Here is a 22,436-nt window from a genome sequence, read left to right on the forward strand (position 1 = left end):
ATAGCCGTAGACGTCTGAAAGCTTTATCGCCTAACAGTCGACCGCAGCTTTCTAGTCGTCTTGGCAGAGGTGCGTCTACGAAATCAGAGATTTCGGACTTACCGTCATTTTTGCTTTGCTCTTTTTACGGCCTTTGTATCTTGATGGAACTGAACACGGCCTAAGAGCTGTGCAAAAAAGATAGTCTGTCCTAGAACCTTGCGGTTCTTCGTCCAGCCTCCTATTTTTGCTTTGCTCTTTTTACGGCCTTTGTATCTTGATGAGAGGAATTTTTATGTTGTTGATTAGGGAGGGAAAGGAAGAGGATTGGGTTACTGTTTCCGGTATAGAACAAGCGAATTTTCCGCCGGAAGAGGCTGCGGATTCTCAAACGATTAAGGAGCGTCTCAGCTGTATCAGTGATACCTTTCTTATTGCAGAAATTGCTGGGGAAGTTGTCGGTTATATTGAAGGGCCGGTGATTTCGCAGCGTTACCTGACAGATGATCTTTTTCACACTGTGGCGCCTAATCCTCCTCAGGGCGGGTTTATTGCAGTGACAAGTCTGTCAGTAGCACCTGCTCATCAAGGTCAAGGTGTTGGGACAGCTCTGCTTGCGGCTTTGAAAGATTTATCGCTTGCTCAGAAACGTCAGGGGATTACACTGACTTGCCATGACTATTTAATCTCCTACTATGAAATGAATGGTTTTACCGATGAAGGAGAATCAGTTTCGCAGCATGGCGGTTCTGTTTGGTATAATTTAGTATGGGAAAATCTGCAGGATGATATGTAAGCCTTTTATTAAGAATAGATGACAAAAAAGTATCCAGTTGCTTTTATCCCGCTTTTGGGTTATAATGGCGTTTGATTAAGATGAGGAGGGTGTGTTTTGACCGATTTTAAGGATGATAAGCAAGACAGTCAAGATTTGAAACACTTTAAAGAAAAGCTTCTTGCTGAATTAGAAGAGGCCAATCAACTCAGAAAACAGCAGGAAGAAGCCTTAGCACAAAAAGAAGCAGCTGGCAGTGCCCCTGCTGATTTTGTAGCCGACAAGGCCGGCGATGATGAGTCTATTCCGCAAAAGGAGCCTATTTTTCCTGAGGATAAGCAAACAGGGCTGCAGTCCGCTGATTCAGAACTGTCTTTCGCTGACAGTTCTTCTCAAGAAGCAGCGGCTGTCGGGGATGTAGATGCTTTTCAATCCTTTCCTGCAGATAATGCCGCTGAAAAGAAGCAGCCCAGTTTGGACAGAGCTGAGCAGCTGAAATCTGATGGTGAAGAAAAGCCGGATTCAGCTGCTGAACAAGAAGATTTTTCTGCAGCTGAACAGAGAGCAACAGTTGGCAGAAGACGGAGGCAGAAGCAGAAGACAGATAAAATGGCTAAGAGAATTGCTCGTGTTCTTATTCTAGCCATTATTCTGCTTTTGGCAGCCTTTATCTTTTTTGCCTATCGCTATGTTGCAGACGGAATTGCTCCGGTTGATAAAAAGTCAACAGACTATGTTACAGTAGAAATCCCTGAAGGTTCCGGTAATAAGTATATTGGCCAGATTTTAGAAGAGGCCGGCTTAATTAAAAGTGCAACTATTTTTAATTACTATACGAAGTTTAAAAACTACAGTAACTTTCAAAGCGGTTATTATAATCTGCAGAAAAGTATGGATTTAGATGAGATTTCACAAATTTTGCAGGAGAGCGGAACTGCTGAGCCGCAGGAACCGGCACTTGGTAAAATTTTAGTGACAGAGGGCTATACTATTGATCAGATTGCAACGGCTATAACCAAAAATACCATTGGTGACAAAAAGGCCACACCTTTTAAAAAATCTGATTTTCTAGCTCTTGTTAAAGACGAGAAATTTATCGCACGGATGACTGAAAAATATCCTGAGCTCCTTGCTGGTTTACCAAGTGCAGATAAGGCTGTTTATCGGCTGGAAGGCTACCTGTTCCCAGCGACTTATAATTACTACGACAATACGACATTAGAAGAGCTGGTCGAAGAGATGATTGCTACAAGTCATGCCTATATGTCTGAGTATTATTCGACTATCGAAGAAAAAGGAATGACTGTCAATGAAGTGCTTACCTTAGCTTCTCTTGTTGAAAAAGAGGGGGCTACAGATGAAGACCGCCGAAATATTGCCAGTGTGTTCTATAACCGTTTGGATGCAGATATGCCTTTACAGAGTAATATTGCCGTTCAGTATGCCTTGGGGACTCTGGGAGAGAAAACTTCTCTTAAAGATGATGCTACTATTGACACAAGCGTTGATTCTCCGTATAATGATTATACCAATACTGGTTTGATGCCTGGTCCGGTAGACAGCCCAAGTCTTTCAGCAATTGAAGCGACCATCAGTCCGTCTGATACAAAGTATTTATACTTTGTGGCAGATGTTACCACTGGCGAAGTTTACTTTGCTGAAACTTTAGAAGAGCATGAAGCCAATGTTGAAAAATATATTAACAGTAAATTGGATGATTCATCATCTTCATCAGATAGTTAAAAGCAAACATGGTGTGGAAACGCATCATGTTTGACTTTGGTAAAAACAAAAAATAGAAAAGAGAACAAAAAATGACAGAAAAAACTTATCCTATGACGCTCGCTGAAAAAGAACAGCTTGAACAAGAACTTGAAGAATTAAAATTAGTCCGCCGCCCAGAAGTGGTTGAACGGATTAAAATTGCCCGTTCTTATGGAGACCTTTCGGAAAACAGTGAATATGATGCTGCTAAAGATGAGCAGGCCTTTGTTGAAGGTCAGATTTCAACACTGGAGACAAAAATTCGTTATGCAGAAATTATTGACAGTGACGCCGTTGCTAAAGATGAGGTAGCTATTGGAAAAACTGTTGTTGTGCAGGAAATCGGAACGAATGATAAGGATACCTATGCAATTGTCGGTGCAACTGGTGCTGATGTGTTTTCAGGAAAAATTTCAAATGAGAGCCCGATTGCCCAAGCACTTATTGGAAGAAAGAAAGGCGATCAGGTTACGATTGAAACACCTGCCGGCAGCTATGATGTTGAGATCGTCAGTGTTGAGAAAACCGCTTAACACCAAGATACAAAGGCCATATAAAAAGGGGGAAGTCCGAAATCATCGATTTCGCAGACGCACCCCTGTCAGGATGGCTAGGTGTCTGCAGTTCAAAACTTGGTCATATCTTTTTTTAAGAGGAGGACCTCTAAAACAAATAAAGGCAGAGAAAACAGATGCTTGTCATATTTTCTCTGCCTTTTATTTATAGAATGATAGAGTGGACCCTAAAAAGGACAGTCCTAAAAAAACAGCTGAGCTGTTCTCTATAGGAGAGAGAATCTACTCAGCTGTTTTACTGTCTGAAATTGAATTAATTTCTTCTTTTTTGTTTGCCAGCATTGCGTTTGGGTCTATTGGCAGAGATAGCAGCCTGTTTTTTGCTGCCTGCTGCTGGAGTAACATCTTTGGGACGCTTTGCTGACTTAGCGGCTTTAGGTGGATTCTCTTTGAACTCTTTTTCAACCTGCTGCCGGAGTTTAGGACGAATCAAGTGGGTTGTAATCAGCTGCTGAGCAATACTGAAAATACCGCCGACAAACCAATACAGGGCCACACTTGCCGGGAGGGAAATAGACATCATTACCATCATCAGCGGCATCATGTACATAGTTGTGCGCATTTGAGCTTTTTGCTCTTCAGCAACAGCCTGGAGGGACAGCCAAGACTGCAAAAAGTAAAGTACGGCAATGATAGCAGTCAGCACCAGACTGCGCTCAGCTAAATTAATACCGAGAAAATTGCTATTTGGAACTTCACGCGCAGCAAAATACAGAGCAGAAATGAAAGGCATTTGGATGAGCAGCGGCAGACAGCCGATACCACCCAGCATACTGACGCCGTTTTCGCGCTGAGCAGCCATCAATTCCGATTGAGCGGCTAATTTTTCTTCCTGAGTTTTAGCCTCTTTGATGCGTTCATTAATCGGTTCAAAGATTGGCTTAAGGTAGGCCATTTTTTCTGACTGATAGCTGGCTTTTTTGGATTGGTGAAGATTAAGCGGCAGAATAATTGTCCGGACAATTATCGTAACAAGTATGATGCCTAAACCATAGCCCAGTCCCATATTATTGGCAAAATAATCGATAGCTGCGGTCATGGGGCGACCTAAAAAATCCCAAATAATCCCACTAGGATTGCCGCTGGCATCCCGTCCGACACAGCCTGAAAGCAGCAGAAGCATCGCAGCTCCTGTTCCTGATAGTAAGAGACGTTTTAAATTCTTTTTCACCTTTTTATTCCTTTAAAATTTAATATACCTATCTATTTTACTTTTTTTTCTTTAAATTCTCAATAGTTCTAAAGACGGATTTTTAATTGGCCATTCGAAAATCTGTATAATCCGGAAAATTTCCTACTGACACATCAACGTAACTTACCTTGGCCCATTGGGACGGGCCCTTACGTATTTCCTGAATGAATTTAGCCATTTTTCCTGAATCATCCGACTGAGCTAGAATTTCAACTGTTCCGTCATCATTATTCCAGACACGGCCGTAAATATCTCCTATTTCAAGTGCTAAAGCATAGGTTGAATAGCGAAACCCAACTCCTTGGACACGTCCGGAAACAAGCAAACGTACTTTTTTCATATCAAACCTCCTTATATTAAGATACAAAGGCCGTTAAGAACGCAAAGAGAAAATAGGCGGTAAGTCCGAAATCTTTGATTTCGCAGACGCACCCCTGCCAGGACGACTAGAAGGATGCGGTCGGCTGTTAAGACGACAAAGCCTTCAGACGTCTACGGCTGGCAAGAAGTTGAGCAGAACTTAGTTCATAAGGTTCTCTCACTCTCTAATTTTCAAGTTTGGGCTACCTGTGTACTCTCACAGCGTTTAGACCGTGTTCAATTCACAAGATACAAAGGCCGTGAAAAAATCTGTATCTTAGCCATTTTTTGATATAATATCTATATGACTATTATAACCTCAAAAACGAATAATCTCATCAAAAAAACCAAAAAATTGCTGCAAAAAAAGCATCGCAGCCATTCTTACTTGATTGAAGGCTGGCATTTATTTACAGAGGCAGAGCAAGCAGGAGCTGTCTTTAACAATATTTTTGTGACTAGCGAACTGGCAGATAGGGTCAGAGGTTTTGAGCAGGTCAGGCTGGTGACAGAAGATGTTTTAAAGACTTTAACAGAGTCCCCTTCTCCGCAGGGAATTGTAGCAGAAGTCGCTATGCCGGAGTCTGCTTTTCCTGATTGGACCGCCGGGCGTTTCTTACTTCTGGATGATATTCAGGATCCCGGCAATCTTGGGACTATGGTCCGAACTGCAGCTGCAGCAGGGCTTACAGGCGTTTTTATTTCTGAAAAATCAGCTGATATTTACAATCAAAAAACATTGCGGGCTATGCAGGGCAGCCATTTTTATATCCCTATTTACCGAACAAATCTTCTGGAGGTTTGTTCTCAGCTGCAGCAGCATGCTGTTCCTGTTTTTGCGACATCTCTGGCAAAGTCTGCTCTTGATTACCGCAAACTGCCTAAAACAGATAATTTTGCCTTTATAATGGGCAATGAAGGTCAAGGAATTTCTGAACTGCTGCTGCAAAAGGCTGACCGGCTGGTTCATATCCCGATGCCGGGAGAAACAGAAAGTCTAAATGTCGCTGTTGCTGCCGGGATTATTATTTTCAGCTTAATTTAAGAGAGTATGGTATAATAAAGCCAGAGGTGATTGAATATGAGGAATTATGAGCGAGACCAGGATTTTATGAATCATGTTGGTCATTTGATCAGACATCCGCGTTTTCAAAAACTTGATGGGATTGTCCAGCATCAGCATTCGACCCGACTGGAGCATTCTATCAATGTCAGCTATACCAGTTTTCGGATTGCCAGAAAGTTGGGCTGGGATAAGAAAAGTACAGCCAGAGGAGCTCTGCTGCATGATTTTTTTTATTACGACTGGAGGGTCACCAAATTTAACAAAAGCCATGCATGGGTTCACCCGCGTATCGCTGTGAAAAACGCCCGTAAACTGACCCAGCTGAATAAAAAAGAAGAAGATATTATTCTTAAACATATGTGGGGAGCAACGGTAGCTCCGCCTCGTTACAAAGAAGGCTATATAGTCACGATGGTTGACAAGTATTGGGCCATAAAAGAGGCGACAGTGCCTTTGCGAAAAGTTTGGCAGAAGCGCCGCCGCTTCAGTCGGAAATTCCTAGGCAGTCACAATCATTAGAAATGGAGATTTTAATATGAATGACAGTATCATATATACACAAACAGACACAGGTTTAAACCGTTTTTTTGCTAAAATTTACAGTCTGGTTGGTATGGGAATCGGTTTATCTGCTCTAGTTTCAGCCTTGATGCTCTACATTTTTACAGATAATATGATTACCTTGATGATCAACTATCCTTGGGTTTATTACGGTGCTATTTTTGCAGAATTGATTTTGGTTTTGGTTGCCAGCAGCGCTGCCCAAAAAAATACACCGGCCGCCCTTCCGCTTTTTTTAACTTACTCGGCTTTAAATGGCTTTACACTAAGCTTTATCATTGTAGCTTATACGCAAACAACGGTTTTGCAGGCTTTCTTGTCATCGGCAGCTGTTTTCTTTGTAATGGCTTTGATTGGGGTAACAACTAAAAAAGATTTATCTGGAATGGCTAAAGCTTTATTAGCTGGTCTGATTGGTATTATTGTTGCCAGCTTGATTAATCTTTTCATTGGCAGCGGTACGATGAGTTATATCATCAGTGTTGTGTCGGTTCTGATTTTCTCGGGTCTGATTGCCTATGATAACCAAAGAATCAAGCATGTCTACCAAGCAACAGGCGGCAATGCCGGTGATGGCTGGGCTGTATCTATGGCGCTCAGTCTTTACCTTGATTTTATCAACCTGTTTCTCAATCTGCTGCGTCTGTTTGGCAATCGGAGGTAATAGCCTGCCTTAACAGGAGGGATACAAGACTTTATCCAAATAGCTGGAGCTTTTGCTTCGGTTATTTTTTTGCAGAAAACGTTGCGTGTATTCTATAAACAGTTTATACATGGAAAAAGATGGAAGATCATCTGATACTGTAGTCAAACAGTCAATTATTGTAACGGTCTGGTTGAGTCTGACAATCTATATTAAACATGAGATGTTAAAAATTTTCATCATTCCTTTAATCATTTATGATATAATAGGGCTAATATTTTGTAATGGAGTCAAAAATGAAAACACCTTTTATCAGTAAAGAACATTTAGATAAGATTGTCGCTGAATTTCCTACACCTTTTCATCTTTATGACGAGAAAGGCATCCGTGAAAAAGCGCGTGCCCTAAATAAGGCTTTTTCCTGGAATAAGGGATTCAAAGAGTATTTTGCTGTCAAAGCAACTCCAAACCCAACGATTTTAAAGATTTTGCAGGAGGAAAACTGCGGTGTTGACTGTGCAACTGAAGTCGAGTTGCTGATGAGCCATAAGCTCGGCTTTACAGATATTATGTTTTCTTCAAATAATACACCGGCAGATGAATACCGCTATGCTCGAAAAATTGGCGCGATTATTAATCTGGATGCTTATGAGGATATCGCTTTTCTTAAAGAAAGCGCCGGTCTTCCTGAAACAATTTCCCTGCGCTACAACCCGGGCGGTGTCTTTGCTTTAGGCACTGATATTATGGATCATCCTGAGGAATCAAAATTTGGTATGACTAAGGCACAATTACTGCAAGGTTTTAAAGAATTAAAGGCTGCAGGGGTCAAAGAGTTTGGTCTGCATTCGTTTTTAGCTTCCAATACAGTGACCAACGACTATTACTCAACATTAGCAAGTGAGCTGTTTGAATTAGCTGTCGAAATAAAAAACAAAGTAGGTATTGAGCTGAGTTTTATTAACCTTTCAGGCGGTGTGGGGGTCAATTATTTGCCGGAGCAAAAAGCCAATGATATTGCCTTGATTGGTCAAAAAGTGCATCAGGTTTTTGATACTGTTTTACAGCCAGCCGGTTTGGGGCATCTTAAAATTTTTACAGAGCTTGGTCGCTTTATGCTGGCACCTCACGGGCTTTTGGTGACCAGAGTGCACCATCGTAAAAAGACTTATCGTGATTATGTGGGAGTAGATGCTTCAGCTGTTAATCTGCTGCGTCCGGCTATGTATGGTTCTTATCATCATATTACCAATATGACGAATCCTCAAGGGGAACCGGAAGTTGTGGATGTTGTCGGTTCGCTTTGTGAAAATAATGATAAATTTGCTGTAGGGCGTGAACTTCCGCAGGTTCGAATAGGGGACTTGCTTGTGATTCACGATACTGGAGCTCATGGTTTTTCGATGGGCTACCAGTATAACGGCCGTCTGCGTTCGGCAGAAATTCTTTATCAGGAAGATGGTCAGGCAAAAATGATTCGCCGGGCTGAAAAACCTGAAGATTACTTTGCCACCCTTTACGGCTTTAATTTTGAAGAATAACTGCCTGCATTATAACTTTAAGCTATTTTGCTTTGATTTTGTTACGTTTTTTCTATATTGAAGAGTAGACCTTGGCTTTGAATTTTAAAGAGCATAAGAGGACAATTATTTGTAAAGCACTTTCATTTCTGCTATAATAAGTGGTGTAAAAAATGTAGGAGAGAAAACTGTATGACGACTTTTGTTTGGATTTTATTGATTATTATTGCTTTAGGGGCCGGCTTAGTTGGCGGCGTTTTTATTGCACGAAAGCAAATTGAAAAGGAAATCGGGGAACATCCGCGCCTGACTCCAGATGCTATTCGTGAGATGATGAGCCAAATGGGGCAAAAACCAAATGAAGCTAAGATTCAGCAAACGTATCGAAATATCATCAAACAGTCAAAGGCAGCTCAGGCTAAAGGTAAAAAATAATTTTTTACGGCTGATTTGAAAGGATTATCTTAAATATAAAATTGGGAACAGGCAAGCTGGTTTTATTTTAGAGTAAAGGTTTTGCTGTTTTTATGGCCTCCTCTGTTGACCAATTGTTTAGAGCAATTATATTGTGGGCAGAATTGATTTTACGAAAATAACAGGACCGTTATTTTTAGCCTTTGGTTACAGAGCCCTGTTTATTTATCAAAACTAAGGGAAAAGGTCCGTTGGGCCTTTTTGGTTTTTATGGCGGAAAAGCAGCGGCCTTTGTATCTTGATGAATTGAACACGGCCTAAAATCCTAATGAAAAAGAGACGTGCCATCAGGTGCAGACTTCATAGTTAGCTAGCCGTAGCTGACTGAAGGCTTTGTCGTCTTAACAGCCGACCGCACCCTTCTAGTCATCTTGGCAGAGGGGCGTCTGCGAAATCACAGATTTCCGGACTTACCGTCTTTTCATACGGATTTCTTCACGGCCTTTGTATCTTGTTAGGAATAGTTATGGATAATAGACCGATTGGTTTTTTAGATTCAGGTGTGGGTGGGCTGACAGTAGTTCGGGAGCTGATGCGTCAACTTCCTCATGAAGAAATTGTCTATATCGGCGATTCAGCCCGTACGCCTTACGGCCCGCGTCCTGCTGAACAGATTCGGCAGTATACATGGGAGCTGGTGCAGTTTCTTTTAACGAAAAATGTAAAAATGATTGTTTTTGCCTGTAATACAGCAACGGCAGTTGCTTGGGAAGAGGTTAAAGAGAAACTTGATATTCCGGTATTAGGAGTTATACTGCCGGGATCGAGCGCCGCGATTAAGTCAACTGTTAAGGGGAAAATAGGGGTTATCGGCACTCCGATGACCGTCCAGTCTGACATTTATAAGCATAAAATTAACTTACTGGCACCGCAGATGGAGGTCATCAGTTTAGCCTGCCCTAAGTTTGTTCCGATAGTAGAGTCAAATGAAATTTTTTCCAGTGTTGCTAAAAAAATTGTTTATGAAACGTTGGCTCCTCTGTCCGGTCGAGTGGATACTTTGGTTTTAGGCTGTACTCACTATCCCCTGCTGCGTCCCTTGATTCAAAATGCGATGGGACAGGACGTTAAATTGATTGACAGCGGTGCAGAGTGTGTCCGCGATATCTCGGTTCTTTTGAATTATTTTCAAATTAACCGCAGACGTGAATTAGCAGATGAAAGGCCGGTTCACCGTTTTTTCACAACGGCCGGCCGCGAAAACTTTAAAGACATTGCTGACAACTGGCTGGGGCAAAAAATAGAGGTGGAGCATGTAAAGCTATGAGTGACAGAATTTATGAATATAAAGACGATAAAGACTGGTTTATTGGCCGATGGACAGGAAGTTTTTCCTTTGGCGGTTTCATCCCTTTAAGTGAGGAAATTCTGAGGATTCAGTATAATCTGTCAGGATTTCTTCCGGTCAGGGGAAACAAAGCTTCAGCTGCTGACAATATTCAGCTACTGCGTTTCAGCTCCCCTTTTCGTCTGCTGGCTTTCATTGCCGAGATGATTAATCAGGAATTAGACCGCCACTTGGAAGTTAAGCAGCATCAAGGAGCTGTTTTGCTTATAGAAGAAGGACAGCTTTTAATGGTTCACCTGCCCCAATCCGGTTTAGCTGTGTCTGCCTTTTTTACTGCAGACTCTTTTGGAGATACTGTCCTTATTGCGACACATAATGAAGGTAAAACCAAGGAATTTTCAGATATGTTTGCTAAAATGGGACTTAAGGTAGAAAATCTGAACAATTACCCCGATTTACCGGAGGTTGCTGAAACAGGAACTACTTTTGAAGAGAACGCCCGCTTAAAAGCAGAAACGATTTCCGAACTTACCGGAAAAACGGTTTTGGCAGATGATTCAGGTTTGAAAGTAGATGTTTTAGGAGGACTTCCTGGGGTGTGGTCAGCTCGTTTTTCCGGTTCCGATGCTGATGATGAGTCAAATAATCGTAAGCTTTTGCACGAGCTGGCTATGGTTTTTGAAGAAAAAGACCGCTCCGCACAGTTTCATACGACTTTAGCTGTGGCGGCGCCGGGGAAGGACAGTCTGATAGTAGAAGCTGACTGGCCAGGGTATATTGCCCTGCAGCCTAAAGGAAAAAATGGTTTTGGCTATGATCCTTTATTTTTAGTTGGAGAAACAGGGCGGACGGCCGCAGAGCTGTCAAGTGCAGAGAAAAATCAGGTATCACACAGGGCTTTAGCCGTTAAAAAGCTGATGGAGGTGTTTCCAGAATGGCAAGCAAAACATTCATTGTAATGAGCGACTCTCACGGTGACCGTGAAATTGTTAGAGATATTAAGGAACGCTACTTGGGAAAAGCAGATGCCATTTTCCATAATGGTGATTCTGAACTGCCAAGTTCAGACAGCATTTGGGACGGTATTTATGTCGTAGCCGGAAATTGTGATTATGACAGCGGTTATCCCAATAATCTGGTCCTCCCTTTCTCTAATTTTACAGTTGCTCAGACTCACGGCCATCTCTATCATATTAATTTTACCTGGGATAACTTGATTTATTTCGCACAGGAAGCGGCAGCAGATATCTGTTTGTATGGGCATCTTCATCGGCCTGCTGCCTGGCAGGAAGAAGGTATCGTTTTTATCAATCCCGGCAGTGTTCTACAGCCGCGCGGGGAAATCAATGAAAAGCTGTATGCCAAACTGGTTATTGATGATGATACCATTAAAGTCACTTATTATACGCGTGAGCATCAGCTCTACCCAGCACTTTCAAAGGAATTTATACGATGATTGCTAAAGAATTTGAAGACTTTTTGTTGAATCAGCTGGACAGTTACTTGATACCTGCGGATGAACTGGCTATCTTTATTGATACCCATAATGCAGACCATGTTATGCTTCTGCTGGTTAATAATGGCTATGCCCGCGTACCTGTGATTACCAAAGATAAAAACTATGTTGGGACAATCAGTATAGCTGACATTATGGCTTATCAGGCGGAGCAGCAGCTGACAGAAGCAGAATTAGCTCAGACTGACATTGCTTACATGGTTAATACTCGGATTGATACTATTAGCGACCATTCTGATTTAACAGAAATTATGCATAAATTAGTTGATAATCCGTTTTTGCCTGTTGTTGACAATTCAGATGTTTTTGCCGGCATTATCACGCGCAAATCCATTTTGAAAGCTGTCAACAGTCTTTTACATAACTTTACGGACTTTTATACAATAACGCCTCATGAATGATTTAATCGCAGCTTTTGTAGCCAGCAAATCTCTCTCTTTAAATTCGCAAAAATCTTATTATTACGATTTGCAGCAGTTCAGCCAGACTGTCGGCAGCCGTATTAATAAAGAACGGCTGGCCTTGTATGAACAGTCTTTGTCCGGTCTGAAAGTTTCAGCAAAAAAACGAAAAATTTCTGCGGTCAACCAATTTTTATATTTCCTCTATACTAATCAAAAACTTGAGCATTTTTACAGGCTGCAGGTCAAGGATAAGCTGCCGCCTCGAACGGCAGTGCCCGCCCTGCTGGATTTTGCCTGTTTTTATCAGAGGAGTCAGAATGCCTGCGGACAGCTAATTGCTCTGCTGATTATTGAGACCGGTCTGTCCCCTGCTGAAATTCAAAGGCTGACAGTCAAAAATATCGATACTGCCCTAAAGGTTTTGCGTGTTGATAAAGCCGGTTTTGTTCGGATTATTGAATTTTCTGACAAGCTGCTGCCTTTTTTAGTGGCATTTTCTACCGGTGATAAAACCTATCTCTTTGAACATCAGGGCTCCGTTTATTCCCGCCAGTGGTTTTTTAACCAGCTGAAAGCCTATTTGTCCGAGATTGGCCAGTCGGAATTAACAGCCCAGGCTTTGCGGGAACAGTTTATTCTTGCGCAGAAAGCTAAGGGTAAAACACCGGCTCAGCTCAGCCGCAGTATGGGACTCAAAAGCCCATTGACTTTGGAGAAATATTATAAAGACTGATGGATATAAAACTAAAAGATTTTGAAGGCCCTTTGGATTTACTTTTGCATTTGGTTTCAAAATATGAGATGGATATTTACGATGTACCGATTGTTGAAGTGATTGAGCAGTATTTAGATTATATTGAAACTCTGCAGGCAATGAAGCTGGAGATCGCTGGAGATTATATGGTCATGGCCAGCCAGCTTATGCTGATAAAAAGCCGCAAGCTCCTGCCAAAAGTTGCTGAACCGGCAGTTGAGGAAGAGGATCCGGAGCTGGAGCTGCTGAGCCAGATTGAGGAGTATCGGCGCTTTAAAGCTTTAAGTGATGAATTGGCTCTTCAGCATGAAAAACGGGCTGTCTTTTACAGCAAACCCAAAGAAGAGCTGATTTTTGAGGATGCTGTCCTGAGGCAGGATAAATCTGCAATGGATCTTTTTCTGGCCTTTTCACAAGTCATTTCAGCCAAACAAGAAGAATTAAAAAACAGTCATACCGTAATTGAAAAGGATGACTATCGGATTGAGGATATGATGGCTTTGCTGAACAGCCGTTTAGATAAAGAACCTGCCCTAGCCCTGACTGCTGTCTTTGCTGACTGCGGCAGCCTGCAGGAGGCGATTACACTTTTTTTAGCTGCACTTGAATTAATTAAGCTTCAGCATATTAATGTGGAACAGGAAGCTAATTTTGGCCGGATTATTTTACGAAAAGGAGCCTAGAAAAGGATGACTTATTTATCTCAAATTGAGGCTTTGCTGTTTGTCGCCGGCGAAGATGGGCTGAGCTTGAGAGATTTAGCTGTTCTGCTTGATCTGTCGCCGACTGCGCTGCAGCAGCAGTTAGAAAAATTAGAGCAGAGATACCAAAAAGATGAAAACAGCAGTCTCTGCCTGAAAGAAACGGCAAAGACATATAAACTGGTCACTAAGCCTGCATTTGCAGATGTATTGAGGAAATATGCCAGAGCTCCGATTAATCAAAGTTTGTCCCGTGCAAGCTTAGAAGTTCTGTCTATTATCGCTTATAAGCAGCCTCTGACCCGTATTGAAATTGACGATATCCGCGGGGTGAATTCCAGCGGTGCGCTGAGCAAGCTTCAGGCTTTTGGTTTAATTCAGGAAGTTGGGAAGAAAGAAGTTCTAGGCCGCCCCAACCTTTATGCTACGACAGATTATTTCTTAGATTATATGGGAATCAATCATTTAGAAGAGCTTCCGGATATTTCCGGTATTGAAATTAAAGATGAAGAAACTGCACTTTTTACTCAGGCTTGACTCAGTAACAGAAACAGAAGGACAAGATCATGAGAATTAATAAATATATCGCCCATGCCGGTCTGGCAAGCCGAAGGAAGGCCGAAGAGCTGATTAAAGAGGGGGTAGTGACCCTTAACGGACAGGTTGTAACAGAATTGGCAACCCTTGTTAAATCCGGTGATCAGGTTGCTGTCAAAGGGCAGCCAATCTATAATGAAGAAAAGGTCTATTATCTCCTTAATAAACCGCGGGGGACAATTTCCAGTGTTTCTGATGAAAAAGGCCGCAAAACGGTTGTTGAGCTCTTACCTGAGGTCAAGGAACGCATATACCCCGTCGGCCGCTTGGACTGGGATACGTCCGGTCTGCTGCTGCTGACAAATGATGGTGATTTTACCGATAAAATGATTCATCCGCGCAATAAAATTAATAAAGTCTATTCGGCGCGCTTACAAGGCATTGCTACTAAAGAAAAACTGCGTCCCCTTACGAAGGGACTTGAAATTGACGGACAAAAAACAGCACCTGCACGTTACCGCATTGTGAAAACGGATGCTGAGAAGAAGCGTTCAGTGGTTGAGCTGACCATTCATGAAGGCCGTAACCATCAGGTAAAAAAAATGTTTGAAGCTGTCGGGCTTCCGGTTGAAAAACTTTCAAGAGTGCAGTTTGGCAGTCTTGATTTAAAGGGGGTAAAACCGGGAGAATTCCGCCGTCTCAGCAAAAAAGAGGTCAGCCGACTCTATAATCTGGCTGTTAACAGCAGCCAATGATTAAAACAGCGCTTATTAGCTTAGTCCGTCTGTATCAAACCTATATTTCCCCGCTTTTCCCCGCTTCCTGCCGCTACCGGCCGACCTGCTCAAACTATATGATTGAAGCGATTGAAAAACATGGTTTTAAAGGGGTTCTCATGGGTCTGGCCCGTATTTTACGCTGCCATCCCTTTGTTCAAGGCGGGAAAGACCCGGTTCCGGATCATTTCAGTTTCAGAAGAAACCGCAAGGAGTCATCAAAAGAATAAGCAAATCCCCACAGGACAGCGTCCTGTGGGGATTTTTAAAGCATTTTTAGCGAGGGACACCCCCGGTATAATCTGTCAGTATTTGTTGATAGCAGCTTTATCAAAGAGCTTTTAAATTTTCGACCAGGTTTTTGGAATGAAGAACAGCAGCATAGGGTAAATTTCTAAGCGTCCAGCAATCATGGCAAAGGACAGCAGGACTTTGGAGAAGGGGCTGAAGATGGCAAAGTTATCAGTTGTCCCCAGCATGGGTCCAATATTGTTCATACATGAAGCGGCGGCACTGAAAACGGTCATAAAATTATTATTATCCAGTGATAAAAAGAAGACCAGCCCCAGCAGAAAAATCACATAGAGTGTCAGATATTTTAAGACACCGTGCTGGGTCTCCTTATCAATCGTTTCATGATTGATATGCAGCGACATCATGCGATTAGGATAAAGGGTTGACAGCACTTGGTTTTTGGTAATCTTAGTCAGGATTAAGGATCTCATCACCTTGAAACCGCCGGCTGTAGAGCCTGCCGATCCCCCGACAAACATGAGCAGCAGCAGGATGATTTGAGAAAAAAGCGGCCAGCCGCTGATATCTGTAATACCATAACCTGTAGTAGTAATCGTTGCTGAAACTTGGAAAAAGACATACTCCAGTCCCTGTCTGACATTATCATAAAGCCCTAAGACATTGAAGGCAATCAGTCCTGCAGCAACTAAGACAATTTTGATATAGGTATGCAGTTCCTCATCTTTGAAAAAAACTTTAAACTTTCTTAGCAAAAGAAAATAATAAAGGTTAAAATTGACGCCGAAAGCCAGCATTCCTAAAGAAACCAGATTGGTTATTAAAGAGCTGTCATAGTGGGCAATACTGTCATTATAGACAGCAAAACCACCGGTTCCTGCAGTCCCCATCGCTGTAATCAGGCTGTCGTAGAAAGGGAGACCGGCCAGCCAAAGAATAAGGGTGAAGACGGCAAACATGGCTAAATAGATAATATAAAGAATCTGGGCGGTATCTTTTAATTTGGAAACCATCTTACCAAAGACAGGTCCCGGAACTTCTGCCCTCATGACCTCTAAATGGCTGTTTTTACTGTTCTCCATAATCGCCAGAGCAAAAACCAGTACCCCCATCCCTCCGATTAGGTGGGCAAAACTGCGCCAAAACATAAGAGCGGGCGAGAGGACAGCCGTATCAGCCAGAATGGTTGCTCCGGTTGTGGTGAAACCTGAGCTCGTTTCAAAGAAAGCATCTATAAGATTGGGAATCTGTCCTGTAAAGACAAAAGGGAGAGCTCCGAAAAAGGACCAGAGAACCCAGCACAAGGCAACAATCAGCAGGGCTTCTTTAGTGTATATACGATAGTTTTTCGGCTTGATAAGGACACCCAAGCCGCCCAGCAGGAAAAGCAGTCCCATGGTTGCCAGAATACTGAGAAAAACAGCGCTTTCTTCCCGATAAAGAGCCGCCACAATCAGCGGAACAATCAGCAGAGCAGCTTCGATCAAGAGTAATTTTGAGAGGAGATAGCGAACCATACTTTTATTCATAATCTACCTCGCTAATAAATCATAGATGTGGGTGACATTTTTTAAAAGGGTAACAACAACAATTTTGTCGCCCACCTCAAAAACATCGTCCCCTGTTGGGAAAATCGGCTTGCCCTTGCGGATAATGGCAGCGATTAGCACATCCTTTTTCAGTTTGAGGGAAGCCAATGTTTTACCAGCCATTTTGTTTTTAGCCCGAATTTCAAACTGCAGTGTTTCGATTTGCCCGTTGGCAACATGGTGCATAGCATCAAGATTAGAATCTTGAGCATTGACTCGGCCGCGGATAAAATGCATCATACTGTCGACAGCGATGCTTTTAGGTGTGACGATACTGGAAAACTGGTCTGTATCAATAATTTCTAAAAGACTGGTGCGGTTAACCTTGGTAATATTTTTTTGAATGCCCAATGTTTCTAAAAACATTGAGGCGATAATATTTTCTTCATCAACGCCTGTCAGGGTAGCGACAGCATCAAAGCTGGACACACTTTCTTCCAGCAAAAAACTCTTAACCGTTCCATCTCCCTGCACAACATGCACATTGGGGAATTCCTGACTGAAAAATTCTGCCCGTTCAGAATTGATTTCAATTAACTTAAGATGGAGTTTTGCATGTTTCAGAATATTGAGCAGGTAATAGGTAATCCGCCCCGCACCGATAATCATCATATTTTTAATCGTTTTTGCTTTAACAAAATTATGAAAGAGAACCATTTCGACCCGGTTACCGGTAACAAAAATTCTGTCACCTGTTGTAATCGTAGCTTCGCCGTCAGGGATAATAATTTGTCCCTGACGCTCGATAGCACAGATAACAACATTGCTGAATTTCTGACGAAACTGGCTGAGCGTCATTTTGCAGAGCTTGCTGCCGTCAGTCACTTTGAATTCCATCAGCATGACCCGGCCATTGACAAAATGTTCGACAGACAGGGCGTTGGGAAAATCGATGGAATTAGCGATATAACGCGCTGTCAGCAGCTCAGGATTGACGACCAGAGAAAAACCGAGAAAGTTCTTTTCTTTGAAATAAGGATTGGAGTATTCGGGATTGCGGACTCGGACAATCGTTTCCTTGGCCCCCATCTTTTTAGCGAGAACCGCAGCAATCATATTGACTTCGTCTTTGTCAGTAATAGCAATAAAAATATCACAGTCTTTCACATCAGCCTGCTCCAAAATTTTGAAATTAGCGCCGTTGCCGACAATGCCCATGATGTCATAGTGCTTGGTGATAGTCTTTAAGACTGCCTCTTTTTCTTCAATCAGGATAACGTCGTGTCCTTCTTCAACAAGCGAACGGCAGAGAGCCGTTCCGACCTTTCCTCCGCCAACAACAATTATTCTCATGACAACCTCCAGTTTATATCATCTATCATACTCCTTTTTTCCTTAAAATACTACTGATTTCCTCTAAAATCAGCCTGAGTGCAGTATCTTTTGCTGCCAATCCTGTAAGTAGGGCGATTCAGGGGTTTTCAAGCCGTTTTTTACTATTTTCAAAAAAATGCTAAATTTCAAGTTGAAGTTAGCCACTGAATACAATTTCTCTAGGTGTCTTGTAGTTTAATATTCGTTTGGGGTAATTGTTTATCCACCATTCAATCTGAGTGGCCAGTTTTCTGGTCGCTTTTGTTTTTCCCTTGGGTAGGAAACGTCGAATAAGACGGTTGTGATTCTCATTAGAGCCTCTTTCCCAAGAGCAATAAGGGTGAGCATAGTAGATCTTCTCTTCACTAAAAATCTCGCTTAATCTAGCAAATTCTGCCCCATTATCAGCTGTGATTGACGTGATCTGATATTCCTGTAAAATGCTCGACAAGGCTTCGTTAACGGCTTGTGCTGTCTTACTGGGCAAGTAACGAATGATTTCATACCTGGTTTTTCGATCTGTTAATGTCAGAAAGCAAGGCGCTTTAGCCCGTGTCTGAACGACCGTATCAATCTCATAATGCCCAGCCTCCAGTCGTTGAGTGATCGCTTCAGGCCGCTCCTCAATCGACTTTCCAACAGGCATGAAATTAGGACTGGCTGTTTTCTTAGGGGCTTTGCCTTTTCTTGGATACAGCCTATCTGCCTTAGTCAGCCCCAGGTACCCCTTGTCCATCCAGTAGTAGATGGTGGATTGTGGGACGTTGACTTTACGTTTTGACATCATCTCAGGTGACCACTTCAGCTTGATGTAGTGGACAATGGTTTCCTTGACTTTCTTCGTGAGACTAACAGCTTTACGGCTATTTTTTCGATTAATCTCATACACTTCCTGAGCTCTATCCGCCCTATAAAGCTTCTCAAACTTCCCCTTACGCACCTGTTGGAGGACCAGTCCACATTTCATCTCGTTGTTAATCGTTTGAGGAGCTTTGCCTAAGAGACCTGCAATCTCACGATTAGATTTCCCCTCTTGCTTCCAGCGTTCAATCAAGCGGCGATCAGCTATTGTCAAGTGCTTGCCTGTTGGTGTATAATGGTCTTGCATCTCTATGTCCTTTACTTGTGTTTTCGTCAACTACAAGTGTAACATAGAGGTGTTTTTTTGCATCTAAGTGGCTAACTTCATTTTAGAACTTTTTCAAAAAAATGATGAAAAAAGAACATTTTTGCGTCAAATACGTTGACTTTAAATGTCAAAGTGTTATAATATCATTATAAGTATTCGTTGGTTTAAATCAAACCTGTTATGATTTAAGAAAACGAATCACCACAACCACATTGTTTGCTGAGCTTGACTCCGGGCAGTGTGGTTATTTTTATGTTTAGAAGAAAGCGTGATGGAATAATGAATATAGAAGAACTGAGCCGGCATCATCATCATTCTGACAGTCGGAGGAACCATGCTGTCCTTTTTGAGCCCCAGATTCCGGCTAATACAGGCAATATCGCCCGGACCTGTGCTGCTACAAATACCCCTCTTCACATCATTCGTCCGATGGGCTTTCCGGTTGATGATAAAAAAATGAAACGGGCTGGCTTAGATTATTGGGATAAACTGGATATCACTTTTTATGACAGTTTAGAGGAATTTATGGATAAATGCCAAGGGGCTGTCCATCTCATCAGTAAGTTTGCAGAAAAAAATTATGCCGAAGAAAATTATGATGACCGTCAGCCGCATTATTTTATCTTCGGCCGTGAGGATAAGGGGCTGCCTGAACCTTTTATGAGAGCATATGCTGAACAGGCTCTGCGGATTCCCATGAATGATGAGCATGTCAGGAGCCTCAATCTGTCTAATGCGGTCTGTATGGTCATCTATGAAGCTCTCAGGCAGCAAGGTTTTCCTGATTTAGAGCTCTCCCATACTTACGAGCAAGATAAGCTGAAATAAGCCTTTCCCTTTAGCCGGCAGAGAATACCCTGCCAATATTGCAGAAGCAGAAATGAGAAGGAACAGTACTGCAATCACAGCAAAGCCTATACGATTTTTAGGAAAAGATAAATATTCAAAGAGTATGTCTTCCATTAGCCGCAGAAATCATAATCTGTGGCTGTTTTTTTATTTGAAATATTCATTTAATATAATGTAAAAATTAAGCAGCTGTCAGTTCCCTATTTGAGCTCGAATTTGGCTGTTTTTTAAGCCTTCTGATTGTCATTATCTTTTTTGGATAAGCTGTTTTTTGACTAAATAAGCCTGTTTTGGGGAAGAAACAGCAGGAATATCAAAAAAATGAAACGTTAATGACCTATAACAAAAATGAGAACTGCTGTTAATGAATATAAGTTAGAATATGGAAACAGTCTCAAAATGCTGCACAGCTTAAAAGCAAAAAAAGGTAAAGGCGACTGTGAGCCGCAGCTGGTATTTATAACTCCAAATTTTGCTTCCTTAACAAGGATAGGCTCTGCATCTTAATGAAACTGAACACGACCTGAGCTCTTTGCAAAAAAAGAATGACCAAGCTGGATACTGATTTGACCATGGTCCGGATGGAGACGATTGGGAGCTGATTTAAAATTGTCCCTTAATTTTGTCAGTGTTATATACGAGACGCAGCAGCCTAGCGTCATTTTAGTTGCTTTTTTAAAGCTTTAAAATATCTGCTAAGCTTTGCGGGGGCGAGATGTCGAACGGTATGGTATGGGGTTATGCCCCGCTCCTAGCCGTCCTGATAGAGGTGCGCCGACGAAATCGAAGATTTCTGGCTTACCGTCATTTTTGCTGTGAGTTTTTAACGGTTGTGGTATCTTAGTTAAGGAGGAGACTTTATGAAGAATAGTGCTAGATACTTTTTTAATCTGCTGATCTTGCTGCTTTTCTCGGTTTGTCTGAGTTCGGGTCCGCCTCTGGTCAGTGCATCTGAAGCAACAGAACAGCAGGATTCAGCTGTTTCACTGGGTGTATCAGATACTGTCACTTCGGCAGAAGAAGCGGCGGAACAGCCTGCGTATGAAACCATTCAGGGCGGAACAGCTGAAGCTGCTATGCTGACTTCCCAAGCAGAAGCATTGTCCGGGCAATCTGAAGCAGTTTCAGATGCGATGTCAGGAGGTTTGACGGCCGGTCAGCCTGCCGTTTTACCAACAGTTGCAGCGGCGGAAAATGGATCGCTGGATGCTCCGGAACCTGTCCCATCCCAAATCAGTCAATCGGTGATGATGCCGGCTTACCGCTATGCTAACCAAGGGGATGAGTACTGGTCACGAATAGCAGCTTTGGGCGGCGGACAAATTCCGTATGTCATCATCAATCCCAACAGCGGTCCGGGGACGGAAGCGAACCCTGATTTCAGCCGGCAAATAGCTGAAAATATCAATGCTGGTATTCAAAATATTGCTTATGTTAAGACCGATTATTTCAATCGCAGTCTAGCTGATATCACTGCTGATGTTGATCGCTATGCTGCCTTTTACGGGGCAGAAAATATTGCCGGTATTTTCTTTGATGAAGCGGGTTCCGGAACAAATCCAAACGATTTACAGGTAATGGCAGACTTATATGCCTATGTCAAAAATACTTATCCCAATATGACTGTTATTGCGAACCCCGGCCGCACAATTACTGATGACATCTCTGCTTATGCTGATATCTGGCTGACCAGTGAACTGAGTGCTGCGGATTATATCAACAATTACCCTCAGCCTCAGTCAGATTTTGAAAGGGATCCAGCCAATGCTAATCGGATTTTCCATGTGATTTATGAAGCGGATCCGAGTCAGTATGACCAGCTGATTGAACTGTCGCGGACACGCAATACAGGCTGGCTGATGATCACTGATGACAGACAAGCCAACCCTTACGATGCACTCCCAACTGATTTTGAAAGTCTGATTAGCAGGATTAATACCGCTAACAGGCAGGCTGCCAATCCTGCTGATATCCAGCCGCTGTCCGCTGTAAATGCAGCAACAGTTGCTTCTCTGCCAAATGTTTTGGCTTCTACAGCTGCTTCTGCCTTGCTGCCTGCGGGGGGAGAACCTATTGGAATCAGCCCTCAAAGCAGTTCTGATCCCAAGGCAGATACTGTAGGTACTGCCGTCTCTCAAAAGGCTGGTACTGCAGCGGCTGGCTTCTCAGCATCAGCAGGCCGTTCTGATTCAGTTTTGCCAAAAACCGGTGAAACTGGTGGTTTTTACCTGATTTTATCGGGGGTGGTATCCTTGATTATACAAGGCTTTATTGCCTACCGATTTAGACGTTTTTATCATTAACAGCTTTTTGCTGTCTGCAGAGGCCTTCCTGCCTGTCAGACAGCAAAGGCTTTTTTCTTTGTTTTAACTGGTATCTTAAATGGAGTGTCTGGTTTTTGCAGCTTAGTCTGTATTT

24 protein-coding genes are annotated in these 22,436 nt (G+C 42.5%); 19 read left to right on the forward strand and 5 right to left on the reverse strand.

Annotated elements, in window-relative coordinates; translation table 11 throughout:
- Nucleotides 1-277 precede the first annotated feature (277 nt).
- From DDV21_RS02940 to greA, 3 genes are all read left to right on the forward strand, one after another.
- The gene (locus DDV21_RS02940; protein ID WP_116878115.1) at nt 278-775 is read left to right on the forward strand and encodes a GNAT family N-acetyltransferase; all 498 of its coding nucleotides are present in this window, start codon (nt 278-280) and stop codon (nt 773-775) included.
- Between the two features lie 96 nt (nt 776-871).
- Nucleotides 872-2,497 carry an endolytic transglycosylase MltG gene (gene mltG, locus DDV21_RS02945; RefSeq protein ID WP_116878055.1) on the forward strand — a complete coding sequence of 542 codons (1,626 nt, stop codon included), beginning with the start codon at nt 872-874 and terminating at the stop codon, nt 2,495-2,497.
- A 71-nt stretch (nt 2,498-2,568) separates the two neighbouring features.
- Nucleotides 2,569-3,051, forward strand: a complete 483-nt coding sequence (greA, locus tag DDV21_RS02950) for a transcription elongation factor GreA (protein WP_116878054.1) — start codon at nt 2,569-2,571, stop codon at nt 3,049-3,051.
- A gap of 295 nt (nt 3,052-3,346) precedes the next feature.
- Here greA and yidC read toward each other — a convergent pair whose 3' ends face one another.
- Nucleotides 3,347-4,264: a membrane protein insertase YidC gene (yidC, locus tag DDV21_RS02955; RefSeq protein WP_116878053.1), complete on the reverse strand. Its 918-nt coding sequence runs from the start codon at nt 4,262-4,264 to the stop codon at nt 3,347-3,349.
- Nucleotides 4,265-4,346: 82 nt separating this feature from the next.
- Nucleotides 4,347-4,625, reverse strand: coding sequence for an acylphosphatase (locus tag DDV21_RS02960; protein WP_116878052.1), 279 nt, complete (start codon nt 4,623-4,625; stop codon nt 4,347-4,349).
- Between the two features lie 324 nt (nt 4,626-4,949).
- Here DDV21_RS02960 and DDV21_RS02970 point away from each other — a divergent pair, with 324 nt between their 5' ends.
- The 14 genes from DDV21_RS02970 to yidD all read left to right on the forward strand — a co-directional run bounded on the left by DDV21_RS02970 (nt 4,950) and on the right by yidD (nt 15,115).
- Nucleotides 4,950-5,690 carry a TrmH family RNA methyltransferase gene (locus tag DDV21_RS02970; protein WP_116878050.1) on the forward strand — a complete coding sequence of 247 codons (741 nt, stop codon included), beginning with the start codon at nt 4,950-4,952 and terminating at the stop codon, nt 5,688-5,690.
- A gap of 36 nt (nt 5,691-5,726) precedes the next feature.
- Nucleotides 5,727-6,230, forward strand: coding sequence for an HD domain-containing protein (locus DDV21_RS02975; protein ID WP_116878049.1), 504 nt, complete (start codon nt 5,727-5,729; stop codon nt 6,228-6,230).
- 16 nt (nt 6,231-6,246) lie between these two features.
- On the forward strand, nt 6,247-6,936 hold the full coding sequence (locus tag DDV21_RS02980; protein ID WP_116878048.1) for a Bax inhibitor-1/YccA family protein: 690 nt from the start codon (nt 6,247-6,249) through the stop codon (nt 6,934-6,936).
- A 275-nt stretch (nt 6,937-7,211) separates the two neighbouring features.
- The gene (locus DDV21_RS02990) at nt 7,212-8,456 is read left to right on the forward strand and encodes a diaminopimelate decarboxylase (protein WP_116878046.1); all 1,245 of its coding nucleotides are present in this window, start codon (nt 7,212-7,214) and stop codon (nt 8,454-8,456) included.
- A 171-nt stretch (nt 8,457-8,627) separates the two neighbouring features.
- Nucleotides 8,628-8,870 carry a YneF family protein gene (locus DDV21_RS02995; protein WP_067059892.1) on the forward strand — a complete coding sequence of 81 codons (243 nt, stop codon included), beginning with the start codon at nt 8,628-8,630 and terminating at the stop codon, nt 8,868-8,870.
- 505 nt (nt 8,871-9,375) lie between these two features.
- Complete coding sequence (gene racE / locus DDV21_RS03000) at nt 9,376-10,176, forward strand: glutamate racemase (RefSeq protein WP_116878045.1); 801 nt, start codon at nt 9,376-9,378, stop codon at nt 10,174-10,176.
- Nucleotides 10,173-11,156, forward strand: a complete 984-nt coding sequence (locus tag DDV21_RS03005; RefSeq protein ID WP_116878044.1) for a nucleoside-triphosphate diphosphatase — start codon at nt 10,173-10,175, stop codon at nt 11,154-11,156. Before racE ends, DDV21_RS03005 begins: the two co-directional genes overlap by 4 nt.
- Nucleotides 11,132-11,653 carry a metallophosphoesterase gene (locus DDV21_RS03010; RefSeq protein ID WP_116878043.1) on the forward strand — a complete coding sequence of 174 codons (522 nt, stop codon included), beginning with the start codon at nt 11,132-11,134 and terminating at the stop codon, nt 11,651-11,653. Before DDV21_RS03005 ends, DDV21_RS03010 begins: the two co-directional genes overlap by 25 nt.
- Complete coding sequence (gene cbpB / locus DDV21_RS03015) at nt 11,650-12,114, forward strand: cyclic-di-AMP-binding protein CbpB (RefSeq protein WP_116878042.1); 465 nt, start codon at nt 11,650-11,652, stop codon at nt 12,112-12,114. The genes DDV21_RS03010 and cbpB overlap by 4 nt, the downstream gene beginning before the upstream one ends.
- On the forward strand, nt 12,107-12,850 hold the full coding sequence (gene xerD / locus DDV21_RS03020) for a site-specific tyrosine recombinase XerD (RefSeq protein ID WP_116878041.1): 744 nt from the start codon (nt 12,107-12,109) through the stop codon (nt 12,848-12,850). The genes cbpB and xerD overlap by 8 nt, the downstream gene beginning before the upstream one ends.
- The gene (locus DDV21_RS03025; RefSeq protein WP_116878040.1) at nt 12,850-13,554 is read left to right on the forward strand and encodes a segregation/condensation protein A; all 705 of its coding nucleotides are present in this window, start codon (nt 12,850-12,852) and stop codon (nt 13,552-13,554) included. Before xerD ends, DDV21_RS03025 begins: the two co-directional genes overlap by 1 nt.
- Before the next feature lie 6 nt (nt 13,555-13,560).
- Nucleotides 13,561-14,109, forward strand: a complete 549-nt coding sequence (gene scpB / locus DDV21_RS03030) for an SMC-Scp complex subunit ScpB (RefSeq protein WP_116878039.1) — start codon at nt 13,561-13,563, stop codon at nt 14,107-14,109.
- A 29-nt stretch (nt 14,110-14,138) separates the two neighbouring features.
- Entirely contained in the window at nt 14,139-14,864 is a 726-nt protein-coding gene (locus DDV21_RS03035; protein WP_116878038.1) for a pseudouridine synthase, read from the forward strand.
- The gene (gene yidD / locus DDV21_RS03040) at nt 14,861-15,115 is read left to right on the forward strand and encodes a membrane protein insertion efficiency factor YidD (RefSeq protein ID WP_374936034.1); all 255 of its coding nucleotides are present in this window, start codon (nt 14,861-14,863) and stop codon (nt 15,113-15,115) included. The genes DDV21_RS03035 and yidD overlap by 4 nt, the downstream gene beginning before the upstream one ends.
- Nucleotides 15,116-15,226: 111 nt before the next feature.
- On the opposite strand, the gene DDV21_RS03045 is transcribed toward yidD, so the two are convergent.
- The 3 genes from DDV21_RS03045 to DDV21_RS03055 all read right to left on the reverse strand — a co-directional run bounded on the left by DDV21_RS03045 (nt 15,227) and on the right by DDV21_RS03055 (nt 19,148).
- Complete coding sequence (locus DDV21_RS03045) at nt 15,227-16,666, reverse strand: TrkH family potassium uptake protein (RefSeq protein WP_116878037.1); 1,440 nt, start codon at nt 16,664-16,666, stop codon at nt 15,227-15,229.
- 3 nt (nt 16,667-16,669) lie between these two features.
- Nucleotides 16,670-18,019, reverse strand: a complete 1,350-nt coding sequence (gene trkA / locus DDV21_RS03050; RefSeq protein ID WP_116878036.1) for a Trk system potassium transporter TrkA — start codon at nt 18,017-18,019, stop codon at nt 16,670-16,672.
- 178 nt (nt 18,020-18,197) lie between these two features.
- Entirely contained in the window at nt 18,198-19,148 is a 951-nt protein-coding gene (locus DDV21_RS03055) for an IS30 family transposase (RefSeq protein WP_117287765.1), read from the reverse strand.
- A 300-nt stretch (nt 19,149-19,448) separates the two neighbouring features.
- Here DDV21_RS03055 and DDV21_RS03060 point away from each other — a divergent pair, with 300 nt between their 5' ends.
- Both DDV21_RS03060 and DDV21_RS03065 read left to right on the forward strand, forming a co-directional pair.
- Complete coding sequence (locus tag DDV21_RS03060) at nt 19,449-19,997, forward strand: tRNA (cytidine(34)-2'-O)-methyltransferase (RefSeq protein ID WP_116878980.1); 549 nt, start codon at nt 19,449-19,451, stop codon at nt 19,995-19,997.
- A gap of 881 nt (nt 19,998-20,878) precedes the next feature.
- Nucleotides 20,879-22,321 (forward strand): spherulation-specific family 4 protein, encoded by a 1,443-nt coding sequence (locus DDV21_RS03065; protein ID WP_116878981.1) that lies wholly within the window; start codon nt 20,879-20,881, stop codon nt 22,319-22,321.
- Nucleotides 22,322-22,436 lie beyond the last annotated feature (115 nt).

The organism is Streptococcus chenjunshii (assembly GCF_003086355.1).
In the GTDB taxonomy this organism is placed as follows: Bacteria; Bacillota; Bacilli; order Lactobacillales; family Streptococcaceae; genus Streptococcus; species Streptococcus chenjunshii.

What these genes read in the sequence shown, in the direction of transcription:
- yidD (WP_374936034.1), top strand. Translation starts at nt 14,861, where the DNA reads ATGATTAAAACAGCGCTTATTAGCTTAGTCCGTCTGTATCAAACCTAT.
- DDV21_RS03025 (WP_116878040.1), top strand. Translation starts at nt 12,850, where the DNA reads ATGGATATAAAACTAAAAGATTTTGAAGGCCCTTTGGATTTACTTTTG.
- DDV21_RS02970 (WP_116878050.1), top strand. Translation starts at nt 4,950, where the DNA reads ATGACTATTATAACCTCAAAAACGAATAATCTCATCAAAAAAACCAAA.
- DDV21_RS03045 (WP_116878037.1), bottom strand. Translation starts at nt 16,666, where the DNA reads ATGAATAAAAGTATGGTTCGCTATCTCCTCTCAAAATTACTCTTGATC.
- DDV21_RS03010 (WP_116878043.1), top strand. Translation starts at nt 11,132, where the DNA reads ATGGCAAGCAAAACATTCATTGTAATGAGCGACTCTCACGGTGACCGT.
- DDV21_RS03065 (WP_116878981.1), top strand. Translation starts at nt 20,879, where the DNA reads ATGAAGAATAGTGCTAGATACTTTTTTAATCTGCTGATCTTGCTGCTT.
- DDV21_RS03005 (WP_116878044.1), top strand. Translation starts at nt 10,173, where the DNA reads ATGAGTGACAGAATTTATGAATATAAAGACGATAAAGACTGGTTTATT.
- DDV21_RS03055 (WP_117287765.1), bottom strand. Translation starts at nt 19,148, where the DNA reads ATGCAAGACCATTATACACCAACAGGCAAGCACTTGACAATAGCTGAT.
- racE (WP_116878045.1), top strand. Translation starts at nt 9,376, where the DNA reads ATGGATAATAGACCGATTGGTTTTTTAGATTCAGGTGTGGGTGGGCTG.
- DDV21_RS02980 (WP_116878048.1), top strand. Translation starts at nt 6,247, where the DNA reads ATGAATGACAGTATCATATATACACAAACAGACACAGGTTTAAACCGT.
- DDV21_RS03035 (WP_116878038.1), top strand. Translation starts at nt 14,139, where the DNA reads ATGAGAATTAATAAATATATCGCCCATGCCGGTCTGGCAAGCCGAAGG.
- xerD (WP_116878041.1), top strand. Translation starts at nt 12,107, where the DNA reads ATGAATGATTTAATCGCAGCTTTTGTAGCCAGCAAATCTCTCTCTTTA.
- trkA (WP_116878036.1), bottom strand. Translation starts at nt 18,019, where the DNA reads ATGAGAATAATTGTTGTTGGCGGAGGAAAGGTCGGAACGGCTCTCTGC.
- cbpB (WP_116878042.1), top strand. Translation starts at nt 11,650, where the DNA reads ATGATTGCTAAAGAATTTGAAGACTTTTTGTTGAATCAGCTGGACAGT.
- DDV21_RS02990 (WP_116878046.1), top strand. Translation starts at nt 7,212, where the DNA reads ATGAAAACACCTTTTATCAGTAAAGAACATTTAGATAAGATTGTCGCT.
- DDV21_RS03060 (WP_116878980.1), top strand. Translation starts at nt 19,449, where the DNA reads ATGAATATAGAAGAACTGAGCCGGCATCATCATCATTCTGACAGTCGG.
- DDV21_RS02975 (WP_116878049.1), top strand. Translation starts at nt 5,727, where the DNA reads ATGAGGAATTATGAGCGAGACCAGGATTTTATGAATCATGTTGGTCAT.
- greA (WP_116878054.1), top strand. Translation starts at nt 2,569, where the DNA reads ATGACAGAAAAAACTTATCCTATGACGCTCGCTGAAAAAGAACAGCTT.
- DDV21_RS02960 (WP_116878052.1), bottom strand. Translation starts at nt 4,625, where the DNA reads ATGAAAAAAGTACGTTTGCTTGTTTCCGGACGTGTCCAAGGAGTTGGG.
- scpB (WP_116878039.1), top strand. Translation starts at nt 13,561, where the DNA reads ATGACTTATTTATCTCAAATTGAGGCTTTGCTGTTTGTCGCCGGCGAA.
- DDV21_RS02995 (WP_067059892.1), top strand. Translation starts at nt 8,628, where the DNA reads ATGACGACTTTTGTTTGGATTTTATTGATTATTATTGCTTTAGGGGCC.